At 59.8% G+C, this 22,354-nt stretch carries 19 protein-coding genes and 1 pseudogene; 9 read left to right on the top strand and 11 right to left on the bottom strand.

The window, feature by feature from the left end; translation table 11 throughout:
* Positions 1–763 precede the first annotated feature (763 nt).
* A complete protein-coding gene (locus PTE30175_RS29070) occupies positions 764–2,485 on the top strand; it encodes a methyl-accepting chemotaxis protein (RefSeq protein WP_150698777.1) in 1,722 nt (573 codons plus the stop codon).
* 143 nt (positions 2,486–2,628) lie between these two features.
* On the opposite strand, the gene lhpI is transcribed toward PTE30175_RS29070, so the two are convergent.
* The 4 genes from lhpI to PTE30175_RS19760 are packed head-to-tail and all read right to left on the bottom strand — an operon-like array spanning position 2,629 to position 6,821.
* Positions 2,629–3,585, bottom strand: coding sequence for a bifunctional Delta(1)-pyrroline-2-carboxylate/Delta(1)-piperideine-2-carboxylate reductase (lhpI, locus tag PTE30175_RS19745; protein WP_150698778.1), 957 nt, complete (start codon positions 3,583–3,585; stop codon positions 2,629–2,631).
* A 37-nt stretch (positions 3,586–3,622) separates the two neighbouring features.
* Positions 3,623–4,630, bottom strand: coding sequence for a trans-3-hydroxy-L-proline dehydratase (gene lhpH, locus PTE30175_RS19750; protein WP_150698779.1), 1,008 nt, complete (start codon positions 4,628–4,630; stop codon positions 3,623–3,625).
* A gap of 53 nt (positions 4,631–4,683) precedes the next feature.
* Complete coding sequence (locus tag PTE30175_RS19755; RefSeq protein WP_150698780.1) at positions 4,684–5,940, bottom strand: metal-dependent hydrolase family protein; 1,257 nt, start codon at positions 5,938–5,940, stop codon at positions 4,684–4,686.
* 5 nt (positions 5,941–5,945) lie between these two features.
* Positions 5,946–6,821 (bottom strand): MFS transporter, encoded by an 876-nt coding sequence (locus tag PTE30175_RS19760; protein ID WP_263596291.1) that lies wholly within the window; start codon positions 6,819–6,821, stop codon positions 5,946–5,948.
* A 21-nt stretch (positions 6,822–6,842) separates the two neighbouring features.
* On the opposite strand from PTE30175_RS19760, the gene PTE30175_RS19765 reads away from it, so the two are divergent.
* Complete coding sequence (locus tag PTE30175_RS19765) at positions 6,843–7,607, top strand: SDR family oxidoreductase (RefSeq protein WP_263596292.1); 765 nt, start codon at positions 6,843–6,845, stop codon at positions 7,605–7,607.
* Between the two features lie 104 nt (positions 7,608–7,711).
* Here PTE30175_RS19765 and PTE30175_RS19770 read toward each other — a convergent pair.
* Positions 7,712–8,041 (bottom strand): annotated as a pseudogene (locus PTE30175_RS19770) (SDR family oxidoreductase); the annotation flags it as partial.
* 63 nt (positions 8,042–8,104) lie between these two features.
* On the opposite strand from PTE30175_RS19770, the gene PTE30175_RS19775 reads away from it, so the two are divergent.
* The 4 genes from PTE30175_RS19775 (at position 8,105) to PTE30175_RS19790 (ending at position 11,822) form a co-directional block, all read left to right on the top strand.
* Positions 8,105–8,383 carry a metal/formaldehyde-sensitive transcriptional repressor gene (locus tag PTE30175_RS19775; RefSeq protein ID WP_150698783.1) on the top strand — a complete coding sequence of 93 codons (279 nt, stop codon included), beginning with the start codon at positions 8,105–8,107 and terminating at the stop codon, positions 8,381–8,383.
* Positions 8,384–8,391: 8 nt separating this feature from the next.
* Positions 8,392–9,429, top strand: a complete 1,038-nt coding sequence (gene dmeF, locus PTE30175_RS19780; protein WP_150698830.1) for a CDF family Co(II)/Ni(II) efflux transporter DmeF — start codon at positions 8,392–8,394, stop codon at positions 9,427–9,429.
* 126 nt (positions 9,430–9,555) lie between these two features.
* On the top strand, positions 9,556–9,912 hold the full coding sequence (locus PTE30175_RS19785) for a hypothetical protein (RefSeq protein WP_191629150.1): 357 nt from the start codon (positions 9,556–9,558) through the stop codon (positions 9,910–9,912).
* A 506-nt stretch (positions 9,913–10,418) separates the two neighbouring features.
* Positions 10,419–11,822 carry an amino acid permease gene (locus PTE30175_RS19790; RefSeq protein WP_150698784.1) on the top strand — a complete coding sequence of 468 codons (1,404 nt, stop codon included), beginning with the start codon at positions 10,419–10,421 and terminating at the stop codon, positions 11,820–11,822.
* 65 nt (positions 11,823–11,887) lie between these two features.
* Here the strand turns inward: PTE30175_RS19790 and PTE30175_RS19795 are convergent, their stop codons facing one another.
* From PTE30175_RS19795 to PTE30175_RS19815, 5 genes are all read right to left on the bottom strand, one after another.
* Positions 11,888–13,594 carry an LVIVD repeat-containing protein gene (locus tag PTE30175_RS19795; protein WP_150698785.1) on the bottom strand — a complete coding sequence of 569 codons (1,707 nt, stop codon included), beginning with the start codon at positions 13,592–13,594 and terminating at the stop codon, positions 11,888–11,890.
* A gap of 159 nt (positions 13,595–13,753) precedes the next feature.
* Positions 13,754–15,547: an LVIVD repeat-containing protein gene (locus PTE30175_RS19800; protein WP_150698786.1), complete on the bottom strand. Its 1,794-nt coding sequence runs from the start codon at positions 15,545–15,547 to the stop codon at positions 13,754–13,756.
* Between the two features lie 120 nt (positions 15,548–15,667).
* A complete protein-coding gene (locus tag PTE30175_RS19805; RefSeq protein ID WP_150698787.1) occupies positions 15,668–16,708 on the bottom strand; it encodes a porin in 1,041 nt (346 codons plus the stop codon).
* 248 nt (positions 16,709–16,956) lie between these two features.
* Positions 16,957–17,916 (bottom strand): 2-hydroxyacid dehydrogenase, encoded by a 960-nt coding sequence (locus tag PTE30175_RS19810; RefSeq protein WP_150698788.1) that lies wholly within the window; start codon positions 17,914–17,916, stop codon positions 16,957–16,959.
* A complete protein-coding gene (locus PTE30175_RS19815; protein WP_150698789.1) occupies positions 17,913–18,344 on the bottom strand; it encodes a VOC family protein in 432 nt (143 codons plus the stop codon). The genes PTE30175_RS19810 and PTE30175_RS19815 overlap by 4 nt, the downstream gene beginning before the upstream one ends.
* Positions 18,345–18,526: 182 nt before the next feature.
* Here PTE30175_RS19815 and PTE30175_RS19820 point away from each other — a divergent pair, with 182 nt between their 5' ends.
* Positions 18,527–19,486, top strand: a complete 960-nt coding sequence (locus tag PTE30175_RS19820; protein WP_150698790.1) for an alpha/beta hydrolase — start codon at positions 18,527–18,529, stop codon at positions 19,484–19,486.
* A 30-nt stretch (positions 19,487–19,516) separates the two neighbouring features.
* The gene (locus PTE30175_RS19825; protein WP_150698791.1) at positions 19,517–20,497 is read left to right on the top strand and encodes a dihydrodipicolinate synthase family protein; all 981 of its coding nucleotides are present in this window, start codon (positions 19,517–19,519) and stop codon (positions 20,495–20,497) included.
* Here the strand turns inward: PTE30175_RS19825 and PTE30175_RS19830 are convergent.
* The gene (locus PTE30175_RS19830) at positions 20,430–21,098 is read right to left on the bottom strand and encodes a GntR family transcriptional regulator (protein ID WP_150698792.1); all 669 of its coding nucleotides are present in this window, start codon (positions 21,096–21,098) and stop codon (positions 20,430–20,432) included. The genes PTE30175_RS19825 and PTE30175_RS19830 overlap by 68 nt on opposite strands.
* Positions 21,099–21,391: 293 nt before the next feature.
* Here PTE30175_RS19830 and PTE30175_RS19835 point away from each other — a divergent pair, with 293 nt between their 5' ends.
* Positions 21,392–22,315 (top strand): fumarylacetoacetate hydrolase family protein, encoded by a 924-nt coding sequence (locus PTE30175_RS19835; protein ID WP_150698793.1) that lies wholly within the window; start codon positions 21,392–21,394, stop codon positions 22,313–22,315.
* Positions 22,316–22,354: the final 39 nt, after the last annotated feature.

Raw genomic sequence — 22,354 nt, forward strand, 5'->3', positions numbered from 1 at the left:
TTATCCCGTTCGCTCAGCGCGCCCAATTGTGGCGCAGCGGGACCGTTCTCATTCATGCAGATTAGCGCCGCCAAGGGCGCACCGCGGCTCGAAAAAATTGCAATGGCGGCGGCTCGCGTGATTACATCTGCGCCGACAAAATCTGCACAATTGCGGGGCAATGACGCAGAAGATGCATTTCACCCTTTATGGGAGCTTGGGGGCAAATTACATTTGCCCGGTCACAAGCGTTCGCGACTTTCCGCGCAAGCACTACCCAAGCAAGCGGAGCCACCTCTACTTTCTTCTGCCTGCAGTTATTAAGTTGGCACTGTTGATCTTGAAATCGACCGCTAGTGAGGGCGCGCGACGAACGTGTTCGTCGGTCGAGTGCCTTGGTGGTTGACTGCCGATGTCGCACGCATTCGATTGTAAATTAATGCCGGGATTCAAACGATCGTTTAAAGAAATCTCTCGAATGTGGTGACGCTAACTTCGCAGCCCCGGGAGCGCATCGGCAATCAAGAAAATTCCGTTTTTCGCTCCTGCATTTACACACTGGAACCTATCCACAATCTGGTCATCTCGATGTACTATGAACAATCAACATCGACGGGAAAATGCGATGCGATATCACTATTGTAGCTATGGAAGATGTCGTCGATAAACCACGAATCAGTCGCACAATTTTAATGTTTTGGTCAAACCCATCGCTGGCCGCCGACGCACAAATTTCTAATGGAAACATGCTGGTAATCGGAAAAACATGCGACCTCTTAACCAAATGAAAGTATTTAATAAGCTTCTCGCCGCGTTTCTGATGGTGGTGGCGATGTTAATTGGCGTTGGGGTATTTGCGATCTACGAACTCAGCCGGGTCAACGACCAAGCCGTTGAAATCAGGGACAACTGGTTGCCAAGCGTACAAAGTTCCGCCGCGATGGCCGGCAGCCTGGGAGAGTTCAGGAACGGAGAGCTTCAGCATGTACAGTCGACCACTGACGCCGACATGACGAAGTATGAGAAGCAAATGGATAACGCGCTGGCGAATTACCGCAAGGCCGACAGCATCTATGCCAAGCTCATCACCGAGCCGGAGGAGCGGCAACTGTATAGTGATATCGGGAAATTGCTGACTGATTATCTCAATGAGCATGCCAAGATTATCGCGCTGTCCCGCCAGAACAAGAACGAGGAAGCACTTCAACTGGTACGTGGAGATGCCTCCCGTTTGCGACACGCAATTGATGACAAGCTGAAACGTATTGTCGAAATCAACGTCGATGGCTCCGAACGCTCCGGTAAGGAAGCTGCCCAAATTTACGCTGCAGCGCGTTTGGCGGTGCTCATCGTTTTGGGCGTGGCGACCGTTTTGGGTATCGCGCTGGCATATGTCATTGCCCGCGGCCTGACGAAACAATTAGGTGGGGAGCCCGGCGATGCGGCCACGCTCGCCAGCGAGATCGCCAACGGCAATCTACTGGCCCAGGTTCATTTGCACCCGCGCGACCGATCGAGCCTGATGTTCTCGTTGGCGGCCATGAAAGATCAACTGACGAACATTATGCGCGGCATCAAGGTCTCGAGCGATGCGATTGCGGTGGCGGCCGACGAGATCGCCCAGGGCAACACTAATTTGTCGCAGCGCACCGAAGAGCAAGCGGCTTCCCTGGAGGAGACCGCTGCGAGCATGGAAGAGCTCACCGCGACGGTGCGGCACAATGCCGACAACGCAAAACAAGCCGCTACGCTCGCCGCGAATGCGTCGGCGGTGGCCACTCGAGGTGGCGAGACGGTTGGCCGTGTCGTCGATACGATGCACGGCATTTCGGAGAGTTCTTCGAAAGTCGCCGAGATCATCGGCGTGATCGACAGCATTGCGTTCCAGACCAACATTTTGGCGCTCAACGCCGCGGTGGAAGCGGCGCGTGCCGGAGAGCAAGGACGCGGCTTCGCGGTCGTCGCGGGAGAAGTGCGGACACTGGCGCAGCGTAGCGCGGCAGCGGCGAAGGAGATCAAGTCGCTGATCGATCAGTCGGTCGCGCGCGTTGATATGGGAGCCAAGCTGGTTGAGGAAGCAGGCGGAACCATTACCGAGATTGTCCGATCCGTCAAGCGCGTGACCGACATCGTTGGAGAAATTTCGTCAGCATCGGGCGAACAACGCACCGGTATCGAACAGGTGAATACTGCCGTCGGACAGATGGATGAGGTAACCCAACAAAACGCCGCACTGGTGGAAGAGGCGTCGGCAGCCGCGCAGTCGCTGGCGGAACAGGCGAAAATCCTGCGGGACGCGGTGGCAGTGTTCAGGGTCAGTGATGGTCATGGCGCTGGCGCTGCCGGCGCGGCCGCGGTGCGCTCTGCCGGGGCCACGCCATTATCCGTTGTGCCAACTACGTCGCGGCGCGAACCCCTTGTTTCTCGTACGATGACTCGTACAACGGCATTGCGCGCGGTGCCGGCAACGTCAGGGGAAAGTAACGCCGATTGGCAGTCGTTCTGACTAGCGCCGAACAGGGCGGGCACTCGCCAAGAGCATTTGTGCCCGCCTGTCCGCGCTCCGGTTGTCCACCAGAACGACAAGGCGCCACGCGATCAGGGCGCCTCGTCGTCGGGGTGGCACCATTGTTTTACCGGGTATGAAATTTATCCAGGCAAGACCCTATCAGGCCGACTCTGTTCATAAACCATAACGGCTGCCGCCAAGTCTTCCAACGCGGACCCGACGGCCTTGAACACCGTGCGTTGCGCGGCCGAGGTACGTCCTTCGCAGACACCGCGACACAGGTCGAACAGTGTCCCCTTGACGTCAGCAGCATTCAGCGAGCCCTCGCACACGGCGTTCAGAATGTCACCGGACTTCTGCGTTGCTTCATCTGTGTCGACCCACACGCCCGCGCCCGCGAAGCAAGCCGGTGCCGCTTCGGTCATGGCAGGAGTAAAGCTCCCGACCAAGTCGAGATGGCTACCCGGCTTGAGCCACTGGCCGTGAATCAGCGGTTGCGTCGCAAGTGTGGCGCAACTGATCATATCCGCCTCCCGCGCGGCGCGCTCGAGGTCCGCCACAGGCCGCGCGGGAATGTCCATCGATTGCCATTGCTCGGCGCATTGCACAGCGTGCTCAGGTGTCGGGTTCCACACTGCGACATCTGTCAGTCCGCGCACGCTGGCAATCGCCGGTGCGAGCAAACTGGCCACGCGCCCCGCGCCGACGACAAGCAGCTTCGACGCCTCGACGTTGGCGAGCAGCGAGACGCCCAATGCCGCCGCTGCGGCCGTACGCCGCGACGTGATCACGTCGCCATCGAGTGTCGCCAGCGGTGCACCGGTATTTCCGTCGAAGAGCACGTACACCGAGTGCAAGCCAGGTAGCCCCTGCTTAGCGTTGTCCGGGAAGATGTTGACCAGCTTTACACCGTAGTACCCTGTGCGATTCCAGGCGGGCATCAGCAGCGATGTGCCGATTGGCGCGGTATCGTCGGGCAGCTTTAGCGTCAGGCGCAGTGGCACGGAAATATCCGCGCAGAAGGCGTCGCGCAACTTGGTGATCAGCGCGGGAAAAGGCAGCAGACGTTCAACGTCGCCTTTGTCGATATGAAGCATTTTCCTTCGTTTTCCTTGAAGTCTGGCTTGTCGCGTCTCAACGCACGAGGAAGCCGTGCTTCATCGGATCGCGTTCATCGATGACCCAGTTGGCAAAGCCGCAGAGATGCGCGGTGCCTTCAACTTCCGGAATGACGGCATCGAACTCGCCCTCTTGCGTACGCGAGATGACTTTTGCACCGAATACCGATCCAACCAGCGATTCGTTGACGATAGATTCGCCAAGCGCGATTTCGCCCCGCAGGAACAGTTGTGCGACCCGGCCCGCGGTACCCGAACCCGTGGGCGACCGGTCCACTTCGCGATCCGCGAAAACGCAGCAGTTCGCTTGCGTAGAATCTGCGAAGCGTGGTGCACCGTGAATGATCGTGCCGTAAATGTGGTTGATTTCAGGGATTCTCGGATGCATGACTTTCACGGCCAGGTTGGCGGCAGCTTTGACTTCGGCACCGAAGCGCTTGAGCGCCTCCACTTCCGATTCTCGAATGGCCAGCCCGAAAGGCGCACCGTCTGTATAGAAATAGAAAGCGCCGCCGAAGGCGATATCGCCGGCGACTCGACCGAAGCTCGGGGTATCGACGCTCACGTCTCGCAGATAGATGAACGACGGCACATTGATGAACCGGACCTTGCCGGCATGGGCGCCGTCCCACTGTACGAACGCCTCGATAAAGCCGCAGGGCGCATCGATCCCGACGCGCGTTTCCGGTGATTTCCGCGTGACCCAGCCCAGCTCGACAGCCGCCGTGGCCAATGCAATGACGCCATGGCCGCAATGGTCGCTATAGCCTTCGTTATGCATGAAGATGACGCCGAAATCCGCCGCCGGAGACACGGGCGACGTCAGGTAGCCGCCGTACATGTCCGCGTGACCTCGCGGTTCCCACATCAGCGAGCGGCGAACCTCATCGAGATTGTCGACGAGCCATGCGCGGCGCGCGACGATCGTGTCGCCGGGCAGACGCGGCAATCCGGATGTGACAATGCGGAACGGTTCGCCGCCCGTGTGCATTTCTACGGTGCCGATCGTACGAGTGATTTGCATGGAATTTTCCGGTAATCGATGGAACGAGCACGTTGCCGCGAAGGCGGCGCGCTTTACATAGGTTCGTGCAGACGGCCGTCCGTCTTGACGCAGACGCCTGCCTTGACGACGACGGGGATATGCTCGCCCTGCCCCAGCAGCAAGCTGATGTCCCGCACCGGATCCCCGTCGACGACGACCAGATCTGCCACCGCGCCCACGGCCATGGTGCCGCGCGTGCCGGCTTCGCCGACGATGTCCGCAGCCACCGACGTCGCCGAACAGATGGCCGCCTCGTTGCCGACCACCTTGGCGCGCGCCAGAAACTCGTCCGACTGGTGCTGATGAAGCGCCTCGCCGAGCATGTCCGAGCCGAAGCCCGTCTTCACGCCGATGCGCGCCAGCAGGGCCAGCGCCTCGCGCCCCACTGAACGGGCCGCGTCGATCTTCGCGAGCGATGCTGCCGGGAAGCCCAGTTTCGGGCCGTATTCCAAAAGATGGTCGAGCGTGGCGAGTGTCGGCACCATGGCAACGTCGCGCTCGAGCATCAGGCGAGCGGTGTCCTCGTCGACGAGATTGCCATGCTCGATGCATTTCACCCCGGCTTCGACGGCGCGGCGGATAGCGCGCGCCGTGTAGGCATGGGCCATGACGTAAGTGCCCGCCGCAGCTGCTTCTTCCACGGCAGCGCGCAGCTCTGCGTCGGAGTATTGCGTGTTCGTGATCGGATCGTTGGGAGAGGCCACGCCGCCGGACGCCATGACCTTGATCTGCGCCGCTCCCTTGAGGATTTCTTCACGCACGGCGAGCCGTATCGCGTCGGCGCCGTCCACAACGCGTGCGATGGCGCCTTGCCGTCCGAGACAGCCGCAGGCGTCGCCGAGCTGGTCGCTGCGTTGACGGAAATCGCCGTGGCCTCCCGTCTGTGACAGTGCCTTGCCCGACGACAGGATGCGCGGGCCGGCCAAGGCACCGGAATTGACCGCTTCGCACATGCCGAAGTCGGCGCCGCCCGCATCGCGCACCGTCGTAAATCCCCGATTGAGCATGCCGCGCAGAATCGGCAGCGTGCGCAAGGCGGCAAGAAAGTTCGGCAAGACTGCGTTGGCACCGAGATTCGTACTCGACGCCACCACATGTACGTGAAGATCGATGAAGCCCGGCAGCACCGTGTGACCTGGCAGGCGAAGCCGGATATCAGGGGCAACGCCTGCGGGAACCTTGCCGATGGCGGCGATGACACCGTCCTGAACAACGACATCGACGCCCTCCTGCCGCGTACGGCTGGCCGGATCGAAGACGTCGACGCCCTCAATAACCAGTATGCTCATGAAAATCAACCTCGAGTGGAATACGGCTTCATCAGCAGCGTGCCGAACAGGCTGACGACGGCCGCGGAGATGATGTAGTAGGCAGCGGATTTCGGGTCACCCGTGAGCTGCATGAGCCACGTGATGATGAACGACGCAAATCCGCCAAAGATCGTGACCGCGCCGTTATAGGCCAGCGACAGGCCGGTGGTGCGTACGCGGCTCGGGAACATCTCGGTAAACAACGCGAGGATGGGGCCCGTATAGCCGGCGATGAGCACCCCGAAAACGACCTGGAACGTCAACAGCGTCGCGAAGGTCGGCGCGTTGTTCAGGTAGGAGAAAAGCGGATAGGTCAGGACGAGAATGGCGACTGCCGCCACGCGCAGCACGCGCGCCTTGCCGATGCGATCGGAGAGCGCGCCGAACACCGGCGCCATGATCATAAGCACGGCGCCGCTCACGATGCCGGAGATGAAGCCCTGTTGCTGAGGCATGTGGAGCGTGCGGGTGGCATACGTCGGCACGTAGAACAGAATGACGTACGTGCACACCGTCCACAGCACTACCATCATCAGGCTCGACACGACCTGGCTCGGGTACTGGCGAATGACGTCGCGCAGCGGCGTGTCGGCCCGCACGGTTTCCGTGGCGAATTCCGGCGTCTCGTCGATCTTCAGGCGGATGTAGTAGCCCACCGGCGCGACCAGCATGCCAACCACGAACGGAATGCGCCAGCCCCATTGGATCAGCGATTCGGTGGGCATGACCGACACGATGAGCGTACCGACCAAGCTGCCGATGACGACGGCGAAACCGACGCTGGTCTGGATCCAGCTCGAATAGAACGCGCGCTTGTCCGCGGGTGCGTGCTCCGTCAGGAATGCGGTGGCGCCGCCCATTTCGCCGCCTGCGGACAGGCCCTGCAACATGCGCGCCAGCACGATCAGGCACGGTGCGGCGATCCCGATCGATTCGTACCCAAGACGCTGAGCGAGGCGGGTTTTGAAGTGACAACAGCAAGTGTTGATGTTTCGTCGCGCCCATCCGTCGAAGCGTTGGTTGCAATGGCAACGTCACTGGGCGCGGTGCATGGACTTATCCATGCAGCCGGCGTCTCGCCGTCGCAGGCTTCGCCGCAAACCATTCTGAAAGTCGATCTTTACGGCACGGCACTGGTCCTCGAAGCGTTTGGCAAGGTCGTCGCGGAAGGAGGCTCCGGTGTTGTCATCGCATCGCAGTCCGGCCATCGTCTGCCGCCGCTCACGTTAGAAGAGAACAAGGCCCTCGCGACAACGCCTGTCGACCAGCTGCTGAACCTGCAGATGCTTCAGTTGGACCAGATCAAGGACACGCTACACGCCTATCAGTTGTCCAAGCGCGGAAACGCCCTGCGCGTAATGTTTGAAGCTGGTCGTTGGGGTGATCGCGGTGCCCGCGTCAATACCATCAGCCCGGGTATCATAATCACCCCTTTGGCAAAGGACGAACTGTCCGGGCCGCGCGGCGCTGGCTATCGGCGGATGATCGATGGTTGCCCTGCCAAGCGCGCGGGTACGCCAGACGAGGTGGCAAATGTCGCGGCGCTGCTCATGGGGCCGGAAGGCGGCTTCATCACGGGGAGCGACATCCTGATGGATGGAGGCGTCACCGCATCATACTGGTTCGGATCGCTGGCACCGCTTTAACACAGCGCGCTGACTTGCGTCGATTGCGGCAGCCTGCTGCCGCTCATACGGCCGGCCTTCCAATCTTGTGAAGCACCCGCGAGTCAGCTGCTTGCAGGCTCGATTCAGTGGGTCACCGACACCACTTGACCTGAAATGTCTTCCGTCAAACATTTTCGGAAAACTTGTGCGACTACCGCCGCTCGAACGCCCTTGTTGGGGTCGCGTCCCATCGCCTCAAGCGCTTCCGATACCCACCCCGGGCTCACGACATTCACTCGAATCTTGCCTTGCAATTCAAGTGCGGCCGCCCGACCAAACGCCTCGATGCCGGCGTTCACCGTGCTCACAGCAGCGCTACCCCGCATTGGATGCTGCGCGAGCAGGCCACTGGTGAGTGTGATTGAGCCGCCTTGGGCGATATACGGAACGCCATAGCGGGCCAGGGCCTTTTGGTATAGAAAACGTCGTCAGAATTCTGGTACTATACCCCCCTATACCATCACGACAAGGCGAGTATGAGCCACACTGTTCGCGAAAAGCAAAAGTTGCTCAATCGGGTTCGTCGAATCAAGGGGCAGGTCGAAGCGCTTGAGCGCGCCCTCGACGGCGAGCACGACTGCATGGAAATACTGCAGCAAATCACCAGTTGCCGGGGGGCGATGAACGGCTTGTTGGCCGTCGTTCTCGAGGACCATATCCAAACCCATCTGGTCGATGCCGATTCCGACGATGGACATCACGGCGGTAGCGCAAAAGCGCAGCTCATCGACGTCGTACATAGCTATTTCAAGTAGAGCCCATGATGCAAAGTTTCCAGGATTCCGCCTTCGGCGCAGGGCATGACCACATCTTTCTTGGCGCGGGTCATGAAAGTAATGAGCGCAAAACATGGGCAGTGATTGCGCTCTGTAGTGCGATGATGCTCGTTGAAATCGTTGGTGGCAGTTTGTTCGGCTCGCTTGCGCTGGTGGCCGACGGCCTTCATATGTCAACGCACGCGGGTGCGATGCTCATCGCCGCGATGGCATACACCTACGCGCGCAAACATGCCACCGATTCACGCTTTGTCTTCGGCACCGGCAAGCTCGGCGACTTGGCGGGATTTACCAGTGCCATTGCGCTTGCGATGATTGCGCTGCTGATTGGTTACGAGGCAGTCTCCCGCTTCCTCTCGCCCGTGCCAATCCATTTCAGCGAGGCGATTCCCATCGCCGTGGTCGGGTTACTCGTCAATATCGCCAGTGTTTGGCTGCTGAGCGGCGACCATCACGGCCACAGCCATGGGCATAGTCACGGGCATAGTCACGGGCATAGTCACGGGCATGGTCACGAGGAACACGACCACGAAGAAGAAGTTCAGCAAGAAGCGCATGCGCACGGTCATGACGACGCGCATGCTGCTGACACCCGCGACCACAATATCCGCTCCGCTTACATTCACGTGATGGCGGATGCCGCCGTGTCTGTTCTTGCCATCATTGGACTTGTGTTGGCGCGAGCCTTTGGCTGGCTGTGGATGGACCCGCTCGCCGGCGTTATCGGTGCACTGGTGATTGCGAATTGGTCCTACGGCCTGATGCGCGATACGGGAGCGATTCTGCTCGACATGAGCCCCGATAAAAGCATGGCGGAAAAGGTGCGCCAAGCGATTGAGCAACAAGGCGACAAGATTCTTGACTTGCATGTGTGGCGACTGGGGCCGGGGCACATGAGCGCAGTGGTTTCCTTGGTCACCAACGAAGCACACCGCGACCCGCGCTTCTATCACGCGATGCTCAAACGCTTCAAGGGGCTGTCGCACGTCACTGTCGAGGTGCTTCCCGCTCAAGCGATGGCCTGACACGCAATCCTTACAAATATTTACCCTTTCTTACAGCAGCCCACGTTCGAAGTGCCTAGATTGCATGCGTGGCGACGAGGACGCGCATGTTGAGCATCCGGCGCCGCACAATTTTCGGAGACGACCATGCTGAAGCTGAAACGGGAACTCGCGATCATCGCGGGGATCGGACTTGCCATCCTTAGCGCCGGTGCCTATGCCGCCGGCGGACATGGCGGTGGGGGAATGAGCGGTGGACATGGTATCGGCATGACCCCCGGTCATTCCGGCGGCTTCACGAATTCCAACGGCCTCAACGCCGGTGACCGTGACAAAGGCCAGGCGCGCGCCGGCGACCGGATGAGTCGCGAAGGTATGTCGCACAAACAGGCCGGCAAGCATCACGCTCACCACACGAGCAGAAGCGCGCTGAATTCCAACGGATTGCACGCGGTGGACCGTGACCATGGCCTGCAACGTGCCGAGGACAGGACCGGCAAGTAAGCACTATCGCGCGCGGCGGCACGTCGCAAGCAGAGAACCGCAAGTCATCAAAGGGCGCCTTGGCGCCCTTTTCTGTTCACGAAGTCAACGCCCCCTCCTTCAGATCGTCAACCACCGGCACGATCGTCATCATTGCGCCATTCGCAATTCTGCAACAACTGCCAGCGCATCTCACCCCGTTTTGCCAGAGCGGCCCGCCGGCAATGTGGCAATCGATGATTCCATGGGCTTTCCCAGCCGCTGAAGCGCCATCCTCACGCAGCCGCGGGTGCTTGTACGCAATCGCAAAAAATGCATTTATACATTCCAAAATAGAATACATAACATCTATTTTTTCACTATTTTTTATCTATGCGCTCAAATAACATCATCATGGGGATACATTATTTACTTTATGTATACACGAAGGCAACTTCTGGCCTGATTTTGCATCGGCGTCGTCGCAGGATTTCGGAACGACAATTTCCGGCTCCCCGCACCAATCAAGCAATGACAAGGAGACAAAATTGACAGCACAGAACCAGCGCTTCGACGACATCGTCGCACGTGAAAAAGGACTACACCGCGGATTATCGACAGGCCAGTTGTCAATGATTGCGATTGGCGGCGCCATTGGTACCGGCTTGTTCCTCGGTAGCGGTTTCGCCATTGGCTTCGCCGGGCCCAGCGTCCTGCTGAGCTACGCGATCGGCGCACTGATTGCCCTGCTTTTGATGGGGTGCCTGGCGGAGATGACCGTCGCTCACCCGACCTCCGGATCGTTCGGAGCGTATGCCGAACATTACATTAGCCCCTGGGCCGGTTTTCTGGTGCGGTACGCCTACTGGGCTTCGATCGTGTTCGCCGTCGGCACCGAGGTGACCGCCATTGCGGTTTATATGAAGTACTGGTATCCGACCGTGCCGGGATGGCTATGGATCGTGGGATTTTCAGCCACGCTGATCGCCATCAATTCGGTCAGCGTCAAAGTATTTGGTGTGGTCGAGTACAGCTTCTCAATGCTGAAGATCGTCGCCATCGTCGCGTTCATCGGCCTGGGCGGCTATGTCGTGTTCAATCCACCTGCGTCATCGGGCATCGGCTTCGCCAACTACACGTCGCATGGCGGATTCTTTCCGAAGGGCGGTTGGGGAATGTGGGTCGCCGTTATCGTTTCGATCTTCAGTTATCTGAGTATTGAAATGATCGCCGTGGCGGCTGGCGAAGCTCGCGACCCGCAACGGGCCATTACACGGGCATTTCGCGCGACCATGTTCCGGCTTGTGATTTTCTATCTCCTGACCTTGGCGTTGATGCTCGCAATCGTGCCCTGGGATGCTGCGGGAACGGATGCGAGCCCGTTCGTCAAGGTGATGGCAGCCACGCATGTGCCGGGCGCCGCGGGAGTGATCAATTTCGTGATCCTGGTTGCCGCGCTTTCTGCCATGAACAGTCAACTCTATATCACGACCCGGATGATGTTCAGCCTGTCTCGCGCCGGCTACGCACCACGCCGTTTGGGCCAACTGAACGCAAAGGGCGTACCGGTTGCGGCGCTGTTGCTGTCGACCGTCGGGATCACGCTCGCTGCCGTCCTGTATGTGCTGCGTCCGGATGCCGCCTTCACGCTGATGATGTCGATTTCGATGTTCGGCGCAATGTTCACGTGGTTGATGATCTTCGTGACTCATCTTTTTTTCCGCAGACGCCATGACGGGATGTCACTGACGTTCAAAATGTGGGGACACCCATACACCAGCATTGCGGGCGCTACGCTGATGACAGCTACGCTAATTACGACGTTCTTCACTCGCGAATTCCAGATGACGCTCGTGTGCGGCCTTCCGTTCATTGCCGCGTTGTCAATCGCCTATTGGCTGCGTTATCGCCAAAGGCCGACGGCCACCACCGAAGAGAACCGCCTCGCGTAATCCGGCTTTCCCGGACGGGATGCGGGCCATCCGCATTCGTACATGTGCAGATGGCCGCGCATCAATTAGCTGGAACCTGATTTGGGCAGACCGAACACCGGCGTGCCCAGCAACGGGCTCGATATGGCATACACGCCATGATTGGTGAAGACCCAGATCAGATGGCGATCCCACTCCACGAAAATGCCGTGCGTCGGATTACCGTAGCCTGCCGTCCGAAACAGTCCGGAATTCGTGCTGGTTTTGGGATCAGCCATCTTGGGCACGAAATACGCCGCGATGAAGGGATGCGCAGGATTCGACACATCGAAAATCTGCAATCCCGCGTTATAGAACGAATAGGGAATGTATTGCTTCGACGGTGTGCCCGGCTGGTTCAGATAACCGCTGCGTTTTGGCCCGAAGCTGGCCCGCCGCTCGCAATAATCCGTGAATCCCGCTTCCTTGGGCGGTGTGGGCCGCGGCAACACACCCGTAATTTTGGGGTGCGCCGGATCGCGCACGTCGATCTGGTAAATATCCTTGTATGGCTCATAGCAATCGTCGCTCATCGGATACCCGCTGAAATACACCATGCCGGTGATTTCCGCCTTGGTCACATCGATGTTGTCACCCTCGTTTCCCGCCACACTGACGGGTAGGTCAAGATGACCGACTGTCTTCATATTGGCAGGGTCGGAAATGTCAACCACATAGAAGCCCAGCCCGCCCATCGCGGCATAGCCATATTTGCCGCCTTGCTCAACTGGCCGCGGGATGAAAAGCGGCATGCGCGCGCCCATCCATGAGGTCTTGTTGCCGTGACGCGGATTTTCGCGGTATGCGGCCTCCTCGCCGATGCGTTGGCCCGGCACCGACCACACCGACATCAGTTTCGGATGATAGGGGTCGGAAATGTCGTAAGCCAGTTGGGCCGCCGAGTACAAATAGCTTTTGTATTCCTGCAGCGAGTAGGTATCGTCTGGGGCACCGGCGACGAATACAAATTTATCGCCGATATAGAACGGCACATCCAGACAGCCTGATCCCTGTTGAGGCATCTGCTGTGCGTTGGCATGTGGATCGAGCGTGACTTCGGAGAGCATTTTCCATTCGGTCGGAGTGACGACCTCGAATACGCGAAAGCCGCGCAGGAATTTCATCTCGCGAATGATTTTCTCTTTCTCAGGCTGCGCATACTTGTTCTTCAGGATGCCGAAGCGCGGTGTTTCGTAGCATTGCACCGCGATCAACTTTTCCAGCTTCCGGTTGTACTGGATATTGAAAGGGCCGAACGGGTGATCGCCGTTTTTCGTGTCGAAGCGGCGCTCGCCCACCATCGTCAGCTTGCGCGGGTCGGTAATGTCGTACACCTGGAAGTGGTCGCGATAGTAGTCATACATGTACCGGTGGCCATCCAGATCGAAAATTGTCTGCCAGGTATGGCCGCTGGAAACCAGCACCGGGTAAAACGCTTCGACTTTCGTGTTTTTCGCGTACTGGTTCAAATCGAGATAGTTCAGGCTGCCCTTGAAAGGATGCGGCCCGCTGGTTTCAGGCGTCGCCCCCGGATGGCGAAACACGCCCGTCGTCGCATCCATGCCCCATGTCGAGGGATCGGGGTCCGCCGGCTCGCCCGGCACTCGTTCGGCGGGCGGCGGCGCCTGCATCATATTTGTCGGGAGCGGCGGGCGCTCCTTGCTGATGACCGTCTGGCCATCGGCCAGCGACATCCAGACCGACAACGCGACACCGGCGAGGGCCGGCACGGCCTGCAAACGCAATGTTTTCACTGTCCATTCTCCTTCGATGCGTGATGCGACGACGGGCGCCCGTGCTGCCCGTCAGAAATAAAAGCCCCTACGCAGCGATAACCGCTGCATAGGGGCATGCAGATTTAGTTTTTTGTCCTCACACGAGGGCGTAGCGCTCAGACTAGGCCTACTGACGCGTTAACGCAGCGGCCAAGGTTTGGCGGGGGCACCCATGACCGGCTTGCCCAGCAGGGGCGACGCCAGCGCGTACGCGCCGTTTTCCGTAAAGGCCCACATGATGTTGCGGTCGTACTCGGTGTACATCGCAAGTACCCCCTTGCCCAGCGTATAACCCGGGAGTTCCGTCTCATCTGCCAGTGCAGGCACGAAATAGCCGGCAATGGTCGGCTTCTCCGGATTCTTGACGTCGAAGATCTGCACACCGGCGTTATAGAACGAATACGGAATGATCCCCTGACGCCAGCCGCCGGGTTGGCCGATCGCATTCGAACGCTTCGGACCAAAGTTGCCACCACGCTGGCAGAAGCTCGTGTAGGGCGCGCCCTCGGGCGGCGTCGGCCTGGGCAGCTTGGTCGCGACCCTCATGTGCGACGGATCGCGTGCGTCAACGACAAAAATGTCCTTGTAGGGCTCGTAGCAATCGCGGTTCATCGGATAGCCGCTGGTCATGACAAAGCCAGTGCGCGCGTACTGGCTGACGTCGGCGTTGTCGAACTCGGTGCCGGCGAAGCTGGGCGGCGTATTGATGTTGCCCATCACCTTCGGATGCCTCGGGTCGGAAAGATCGAACGACCATAGGCCCAGGCCACCCATCGCACCGAAGCCGATCTTGCCACCGTTTTCCAACGGCTTCGGCAAGAAGATCGGGATACGCGACCCCATCCACGAGGTGCGGTTACCGGCGCGCGGGTTCTGCAGATAGGCGTGCTCGTGGCCGGCGTTGCCGAGAATCTGTCCCGGGACCGAAATCTGGGAAACAAAGGTCGGATTTGCCGGATCGGACATATCCCAAACCTGATAGCCCGGTGAATACAGATAGTTCGGATACTCGGTCAGACCGTAGGTGTCGTCCGGTGCGGCCGACAGGATCATGTACTTGCCGCCGTAGTACTCGGGCGCATCCAGCGATCCGGATCCCTGCTGCTGCCCGATCGGTGCATCAGGATGCTTGTAGTCGGTAGTGCGGGTCGCCAGCAGTCGCCACTCGCTGGGCAGCGGGCCGTCCATGACGAAGACCTTGAACCCTTTGAGCGAATTGTAGTGACGCTGCGCCGCGACCTTCTCCGGCTGCGCCATCTTTTCGGTCATCAAACCGTAGCGACCGATTTCGAACGAGGCGACGAGCACTGGCTTGCCGAGCTTCCTGCTCCAGGCAATGGTGGCGCCGCCCAGGTAGTCGGAGACGTTGTTGGGATCGAATTTTTCACTCGGTCCTTTCGGCCCCCAAACGCCGCCTTGGGAATAGACGACCTTGCCGTGGGCGGGGTCGGTCACGTCCATGATCCGCAGATAATCCCGGTCATGGATATAGAGGTAACGATGTCCGTTGAAGTCGGCGATATTGTTCCAGGCATGGAACGGCGAACCGACGCCGGGATAGAAGGCCAGAACCTCGACATTCTTGGTAAAGGTGGTCTTGTCCCAAGTCTGCATTTCGCCGGGGAAGCGTTGCCCGTTATGCGCTTCAGGTGTCGCTTTCGGCCAGACGAAGTGACCGGTCGTCGTATCCATCCCGTAGTCGACACCCGGAACGAGCGGCGCGGGCCGACGATCAGGTGTCAGGCGCAGCCAGGCGGCAAGATACGGGTCCTGAACCTTGGGCGCCTCCGGCGTCGCCTGAACGGCAGGTGCCGCCGCATCCGGCGCCGGCGCGGCTTGCACAGGAGCCACATTCGCCCAAGTCGTCATCAGGATGGCCGACAACGCCGAACCTGTCGCAAGGACTGATCTGAGATTTCGATTCCGAAGCATGGTTTCCTCTTTATATACGCAATTCCCTCGTGAGCCGCCTATGCGTGCGAGAGAGTACCCCGCCAAACGAAGACTGCGGCAGGACAAAGCACTTGCTTATGTCACCGACGCGATGCCGCGCTAGAACGCGTGACGGATCCCGAGCTGGAAGCCACTTGGATTCTGTCCGCTGGCCGGATTGACCTGGAACGTCACCGGGTAAGCGACAGGCACGACGTTCTGGTTCTGCACGTGGGCGTACGTCGCATACAAATCGGTCCGCTTGGACAGGCCATGGAGGTAGCCGAGCAACCAGCCGGTTGCACTGGTGATCTTCGTGTTGTTGCTGTCGTGTCGGTGCACCACGCTGGCAAACAGTCGATTGCGGCCGTCGATGTTCCAGCGCGCCCCGATCTGCGCGTCCCAGCCTTGCGAACTAAAGGCGACATATGGCGGGTACGCGTAATAGCCGTTGTACGTGTGATAGATCAAGGTCGGTTCGAAACCGCCGAATTTGTACGCCGCCGAGAAATAGTTATCCCGCGACGAATGGAGTTGCGACGCGTTGAAAATATCGCGCGTGTACTGCAGCTCGCTCACGGCCCCGAAGTAAATGGGACCATTACGATAGTCGAAACCGGTGCTGATGAAGCGCCCTGCCTTCGTGGTATCGCCCAGACCGGTCGAGTACATGACCCGTCCAGTGAATCCGTAGAACGTCGGCGTCTTGTACTGAATCGAATTGTCCTCGCGGTACGACGCGTAGAAGAACTCCATGTTGTTGACCAGGCTGAAGTCGGCGGCCCAGCTCGGATCGGCATAGCCGGCAATCCAGTACGACGGCGTGAATTGCCGACCGAGCGTCACATCACCCCAGTTGCTCTTGATGCCGACGAACGACTGGCGAAACTGCGCGGCCTGCGCGCCATTATTGGCGGAGAACGTCGGCTCGATCGTGAACACCGCCTTGTTGCCGCCCCCCAGATCCTCGACGCCGCTCAGGTTGAAGCGCGAGTTGTTCAGGCCGCCGCTCGATATGCGCGTCACCGGGCCACCGGCGCCGGATGAAACCAGGTGTTCGATGTTCAGGTCGATGAACCCCGACAACGAGACGCTCGACTGAGCGTTTGCCCCGGCGCATGCGAGCAGCATGGCGCCTGACACGATTGCTTTCCTTTTCATGCAGTCTCCAGACATTTGTCAATCTTGTGGTGTGTTAGCTCGCCGCGCCTTCAGACGCTCATCGCCTTTTTGGATACAAGCATTCATGTAAATATACAATTTTCATAAAAATTATGCTTCACAGAACAAATGAATTTCAATGACTATTTTTTTATACAAAACAACGACTTGGTTATGCCGGGTAGACCCTAGCTGCGAGTGCCGCACCGATTTCCGCATTTGCCGGGACGCACCGATCTCAGCCCCCCTCACCCGACGTGCACCTGAAGCGCTATGGGGTGCCCCGCGAAGTGCTCGGCAAGACTCGTCAGCAAGGTATCGCGCTGGGCGAGCAACGAAGCCGGCGACCGTCCGGCGATGTGCGGCGTCAGCAATACGTTGTCGAATCGGGACAGGGTGGCGGGGACATCCGGCTCGCTTTCCAGCACATCGAGCCCGGCGCCCGCGATTTCGTTGTGTCGAAGCGCGCCGATCAGCTCGTCCGTGGCCAGCACGGAACCACGTGACACGTTGACCACGAACCCCTGGGGGCCGAGCGCCCGCAGCACATCGCGGTTGATCAGGTGGCGGGTCGCGCTGCCGCCCGGACAACACGCGACAAGAAAATCGCTGGCCCTGGCAAGCGCGGTGAGATCGGCGTAATAGGTACCGTCAACGTCGGCACAGGCGCTGGGGCCGTAGTAGCCCAACCGCATCGAAAATCCGGCAGCGCGAGTTGCGATCAAGCGGCCAACCCTGCCCATCCCGATGATGCCCAGCGCCGCCCCGTGCAACGTCGGCCGTTCGGCCCGCGAGGCCTGCCACGCACCCCGGCGCACTGCCTCGGTCAACGGCGCGTAACCGCGTGACAATGCCAGCATGAGGCCGAGCGCATGGTCAGCGACCGTCGCCGCATTGGCGCCGGGCGCATGGGTGACGACGATGCCGCGCGCCGCCGCTGCACCCACATCGACGTTTTCATGGCCCGCACCTAATGCGCAAATGATTTCAAGGGCAGGCAGGTCCGCCATCTGCGCATCGCTCAGTCCGGTCGAACCATTGGTAACCACCGCGCTGACCCGTCGCGCAAGCGCAGCGTCAATCCCTTCGCGCAGGCCGGCAGGCAGGTAATGCAGGTCGTATCTGGCTTCCAGCGCGGCAACGGTCCCGGTAGGCAATGGGATGACTGCGAGCACCAACGCTCTGGGCGCTGAACGGGCCAGGCTCATTTGGCACCCGCCGCCGGATCCGGCGTTACCGGTTCGACTTCCTTGACTGCCCCCGTCCAGCCGTTTTCCGTGATGTCGAACACCGTGCCGTCCGGCATCCGGTACTTCACCTCGTAAAAAACGTTCGGGCTGGTCTCATGACGGCCCGTCAGATAGGTGCCACCGGCCGCCTTCACCCGCGCCTCGGTTTGTGCGATGTCGTCCACCCACATACCGAAATGAATGACACCCCGCACGTCCTTCAGCCCGGCGTATCCGGGCACGGTCTCGTCTTTGAAGTTGAGCAACGCGACGTTCATGACGCCGTCCGTCATATAGATGCCCCGCATCGCATTGCCCGCCCGGCGCATGCCGAACGCCTGCTCGAAGAATTGCGCGGCACTCTCAGGATCCTCAACCGAAAGTGCAATGTGACGCAGCTTGTCCATGTTTTTCCCCTTCCTGAAAAGCTGTGGTTCGACGGATAGACGTCAATGTCGCTTATGTATTTTTATTTTCTAACTAGGTATACCACCTACAATATAAACATACTAATCAAAACAAAAGTACACCAGAATAGAAAAACACAAACCCCGAGGCCGCCGCAGAATGGCATGCCGACTTCCTTCCAATGTCAGAGACGACAAATCACCAGACGCAGGCGCCCCAGGTGCCGCTGGGCAACCTTTCGGCAGAGACGGCGCAACGTTTTGCGCAGATGGGAATGGCGTGGGCGAGCGACATTGGCCGGCATCGCGATGAGGTGGTGGAGGCCTACACGCCGCTCGTCGCGTTAGCGCCCAAGGAGGGGCTGTGCGTGACACGGGACCTTGCCTACGGCCCCCACGCGCGACAGGTGCTCGACCTGTTCGTGGCAGACGAAGTGCGGGCGTCCGGCGGCGCGGACGTGGTGCTCTTCGTCCATGGCGGCGCGTTCATTCGGGGCCGCAAGAGCTTCAACGGGGAGATTTACGACAACGTTGCCCATTGGTTCGCCCGGCAAGGTTTCGTGGCGCTGAACATTGAATACCGCCTTGCGCCCGAGGCGCCGTATCCGTCCGGCGCCGAAGACGTCGCGCTCGCGTTGGGCTGGGTACGGCAGCACGTCGCCGGTTTCGGCGGTAATCCGCAGCGGATTTTTCTGATCGGCCATTCCGCGGGCGGCACGCACGTCGCGACCTGCCTGTTCGACCCGGTCTTCGCAGCCCGCCCCGGCCCCGAAGTCTGCGGTGCCGTGCTGATCAGTGCGCGCTTGCGTGCGGACGTGCACTCGGATAACCCCAACGCGGCTGGCGTAAGGGCCTATTTCGGTGAGGACCCGGCATGCTACGAAGCGCGTTCACCCATCACGCACGCCGCATGCTCGGACGTTCCGTTGATGGTCGCCGTGGCTGAATTCGAAAACCCCTATCTGGACCAATACGGTGCCGAGTTCTTCGCTCGGACACTGGCCGCACGGCGGCATTTGCCGGGACGTTACCGGCCACGCTTCTTTCAGATGATGAAGCACAACCATACGTCGATCGTCGCCCATTTCAATTCTGGCGAGACCTTGCTCGGCGACGCAATCGTTCAATTTATCCGGCGCTGACGCAGCGACCACGTTCAAGCAGGAGACGCCATGTCCCATACCTACGAGCGCCGTGTTTTTGCGCCAGTCATCACACCATTCAAAGGCAGCCTGGCGATCGACACGCCACGCTTCGCCGCGTTCTGTCGCTGGTTGATCGGCCAGGGCGCCGGTCTTGCCGTGTTCGGCACCAATAGCGAGGCAAATTCGCTCTCGCTCGCCGAACGCCGCGAACTCCTCGATTACCTCATTCAGGATGGCATCGACCCTTTCCGCCTGCTCCCCGGCACGGGGGCCTGCGCCTTGCCGGACGCTATCGAATTGACCGCGCACGCGGCAAAGCTGAACTGTTACGGCGTTTTGATGCTGCCGCCCTTTTATTACACGAGCATTAGCGATGACGGGCTCTTTCGTTACTACGCGGAAGTCATCGAGGCGGTCGGCTCATCGCGTTTGCGCGTGTTCCTGTACCACATTCCGCAGTTCACCGGCGTGCCGATCAGTCACGCTTTGATCGAGCGCTTGGTCGCCGCCTATCCCCGCACCGTGGTCGGCATCAAGGACAGTTCGGGCGACTGGTCGAACACGGAGACGATGCTGCAACGCTTTCCGGGATTTCAGATTTTCCCCGCGTCGGAGGCGTTGCTGGAACGCGCTCTGCCGCTGGGCGCGGCGGGCTGCATTTCCGCGACGGCCAACATTCAACCCGGCGGAATCGCTACCCTGTTGCACGAATGGGGTACGCCAGGCGACGCCGGGCGGCAGGCTCGCGTCTCGGCGATTCGCGCGGTCGCGCAGCGCCAGCCGATGATTGCTGCGTTGAAACACGTAGTCGCCCATTTCACGCTCGACGCGGCGTGGCGCACGGTGCGCCCGCCACTCACGTGTCTCGGCGACGCGGAAGGTGCGGCACTCATCGCACAATTGACGGCACTTGATTTCAGCATGCCAGCGGCGGAACGACTCAGCGCAGTTTGCCGCCAGCCTCGAGACTGCGCTGCTGCCGCAAGCGCGCCAGCACCTGGATGCTGAGGCGGGCAGTATGGTCTCGCATGGCGCGATATGCCTCTTCCGGATCGGAGCGAAGAATGGCCGCAACGATCTGGTTATGCTCGTCGATCGCCGCGGCAAAGCGCCGCTCGCCATCCGGCTGCGCCGAACGAAATGCCGCGAGTCGTTGACGCTGGCCGTCAACGATGGTCGCCAGCGTCTTGCTTTGCGAGCCTTTGGTGATCGCGTCGTGAAATTCGTGGTTGAGCGGCAAATACCCCGCGGCGTCGCCGCGCTCGACGCATTCGTTCATCTGCCGCTGCAATGCTTCGAGCTGTTTCTTCTCGACAACGCTCATCCGCTGGGCACTCAAACGGCAGCAAAGCGCCTCAAGTTCGCACATCGCTTCAAGCATATCGGCCAACTCGTCGACGCTGATGCGCGCTACCACCACGCCCTTACGCGGTGTCAGTTCCACCAGGCCGCGTGCGTTCAATTCGCGCAGCGCCTCACGTATCGGCGTGCGCGACGCGTTAAAGCGCTCGGCCAGCACAGCCTCTTCGAGTTTCTGCCCGGGCTTGAGCGTGCCGTCGATGATCTCTTCCGAAAGCATTTGATGAATCTTGGCGGAAAGCGTGGTCATTGGGCGTCCGTCGAATTTTGGAAGTCGTTTGGGAAAGCATTGGAACTTGGCACCCCGGCATTTGGCCTTCTGGGCGCGTCAAATATTATGCCTCTTCAAGACTGAGTGTTCAATGCGAGGCTTGCGTATCTATCGTGATGAAATTTAATACGCGAGGACCTAACCTCGAAAATTATTTGTCATTCGTGTATACACATATTGTGTAGTGGATATTATTTTGATTCAATGTACACCACAAACATCGCTGATCGCGGCGACATCCATAACAAGCAAACGAGATATAGGAGCAGCAAGTGACCTGGTTCGGCATAGCAAGCTATGAAATTGGCGGCGCGGCAAGCACGGGGCTCGTCGTCGGCGACGCGCTGTATGACGCAGACGCGATTCTCCGGGATGCGGGACTCAGCCGTACCATCGACGGCGGACTGAACCTGCTCATTGACGACTGGCAGGACATTGGCGCAAAGGCGCTGCAGGCGCTGCGCTGCGCTGCGGCCGACATCGCCAGCGGGAAATTGTCCGCGGTGCCGCAGACAGAATATCGGCTGTTGCTGCCGTATACCCCGCGGCGCATCTTCGCGACGGCGTCCAACTACTACGAGCACGCCCAGGAAATGGGGACTGAGCTGGCGCCACGCAGCGAAAGCTCGCCGTACATGTTCATGAAGGCCGAGTCGAGCGTTGTGCCGACGTTGTCCGACGTCGTGATTCCGGCCAACGCCGAGCGCGTGGATTGGGAGGTGGAACTCGCGGTCGTTATCGGCAAGCATGGCCGCCATGTAACCGTCGACAATGCCTACGACCATGTGGCCGGCTACACCGTCATCAACGATGTCAGCGCGCGCGACCTGAACCGCCGCACCGACTATCCGTTCAAGCATGACTGGTTCCGGGGCAAAAGCTTCGATACGTTCGGTCCGCTCGGGCCCTGGTTCGTGCCGCGCGAGTGCATCGCCGAGCCGCAAAATCTGCGCATGCGCTTGGCGGTCAACGGCGAGATGATGCAAGATGCGACGACGGCCGGCATGATCTTCAATATCGCGGAGCAAATTGCCTATTTGTCCAGCATCCTCACGCTCAAGCCCGGCGATCTGATCGCGACGGGAACCCCAACCGGCGTCGGCATGGGGCGAGGTGTGTACCTCAAACCGGGGGATGTCATGACCGCATCGATCGATGGCATTGGATCGATCGAGAACCGGGTCGTTGCTGCCTGACCTGCCGTTGCCTGCGTATCATCGCCAAGAAATGGATCC

Origin of the sequence: Pandoraea terrae (genome assembly GCF_902459695.1) — a bacterium.
GTDB classification, from domain to species: domain Bacteria; phylum Pseudomonadota; class Gammaproteobacteria; order Burkholderiales; family Burkholderiaceae; genus Pandoraea; species Pandoraea terrae.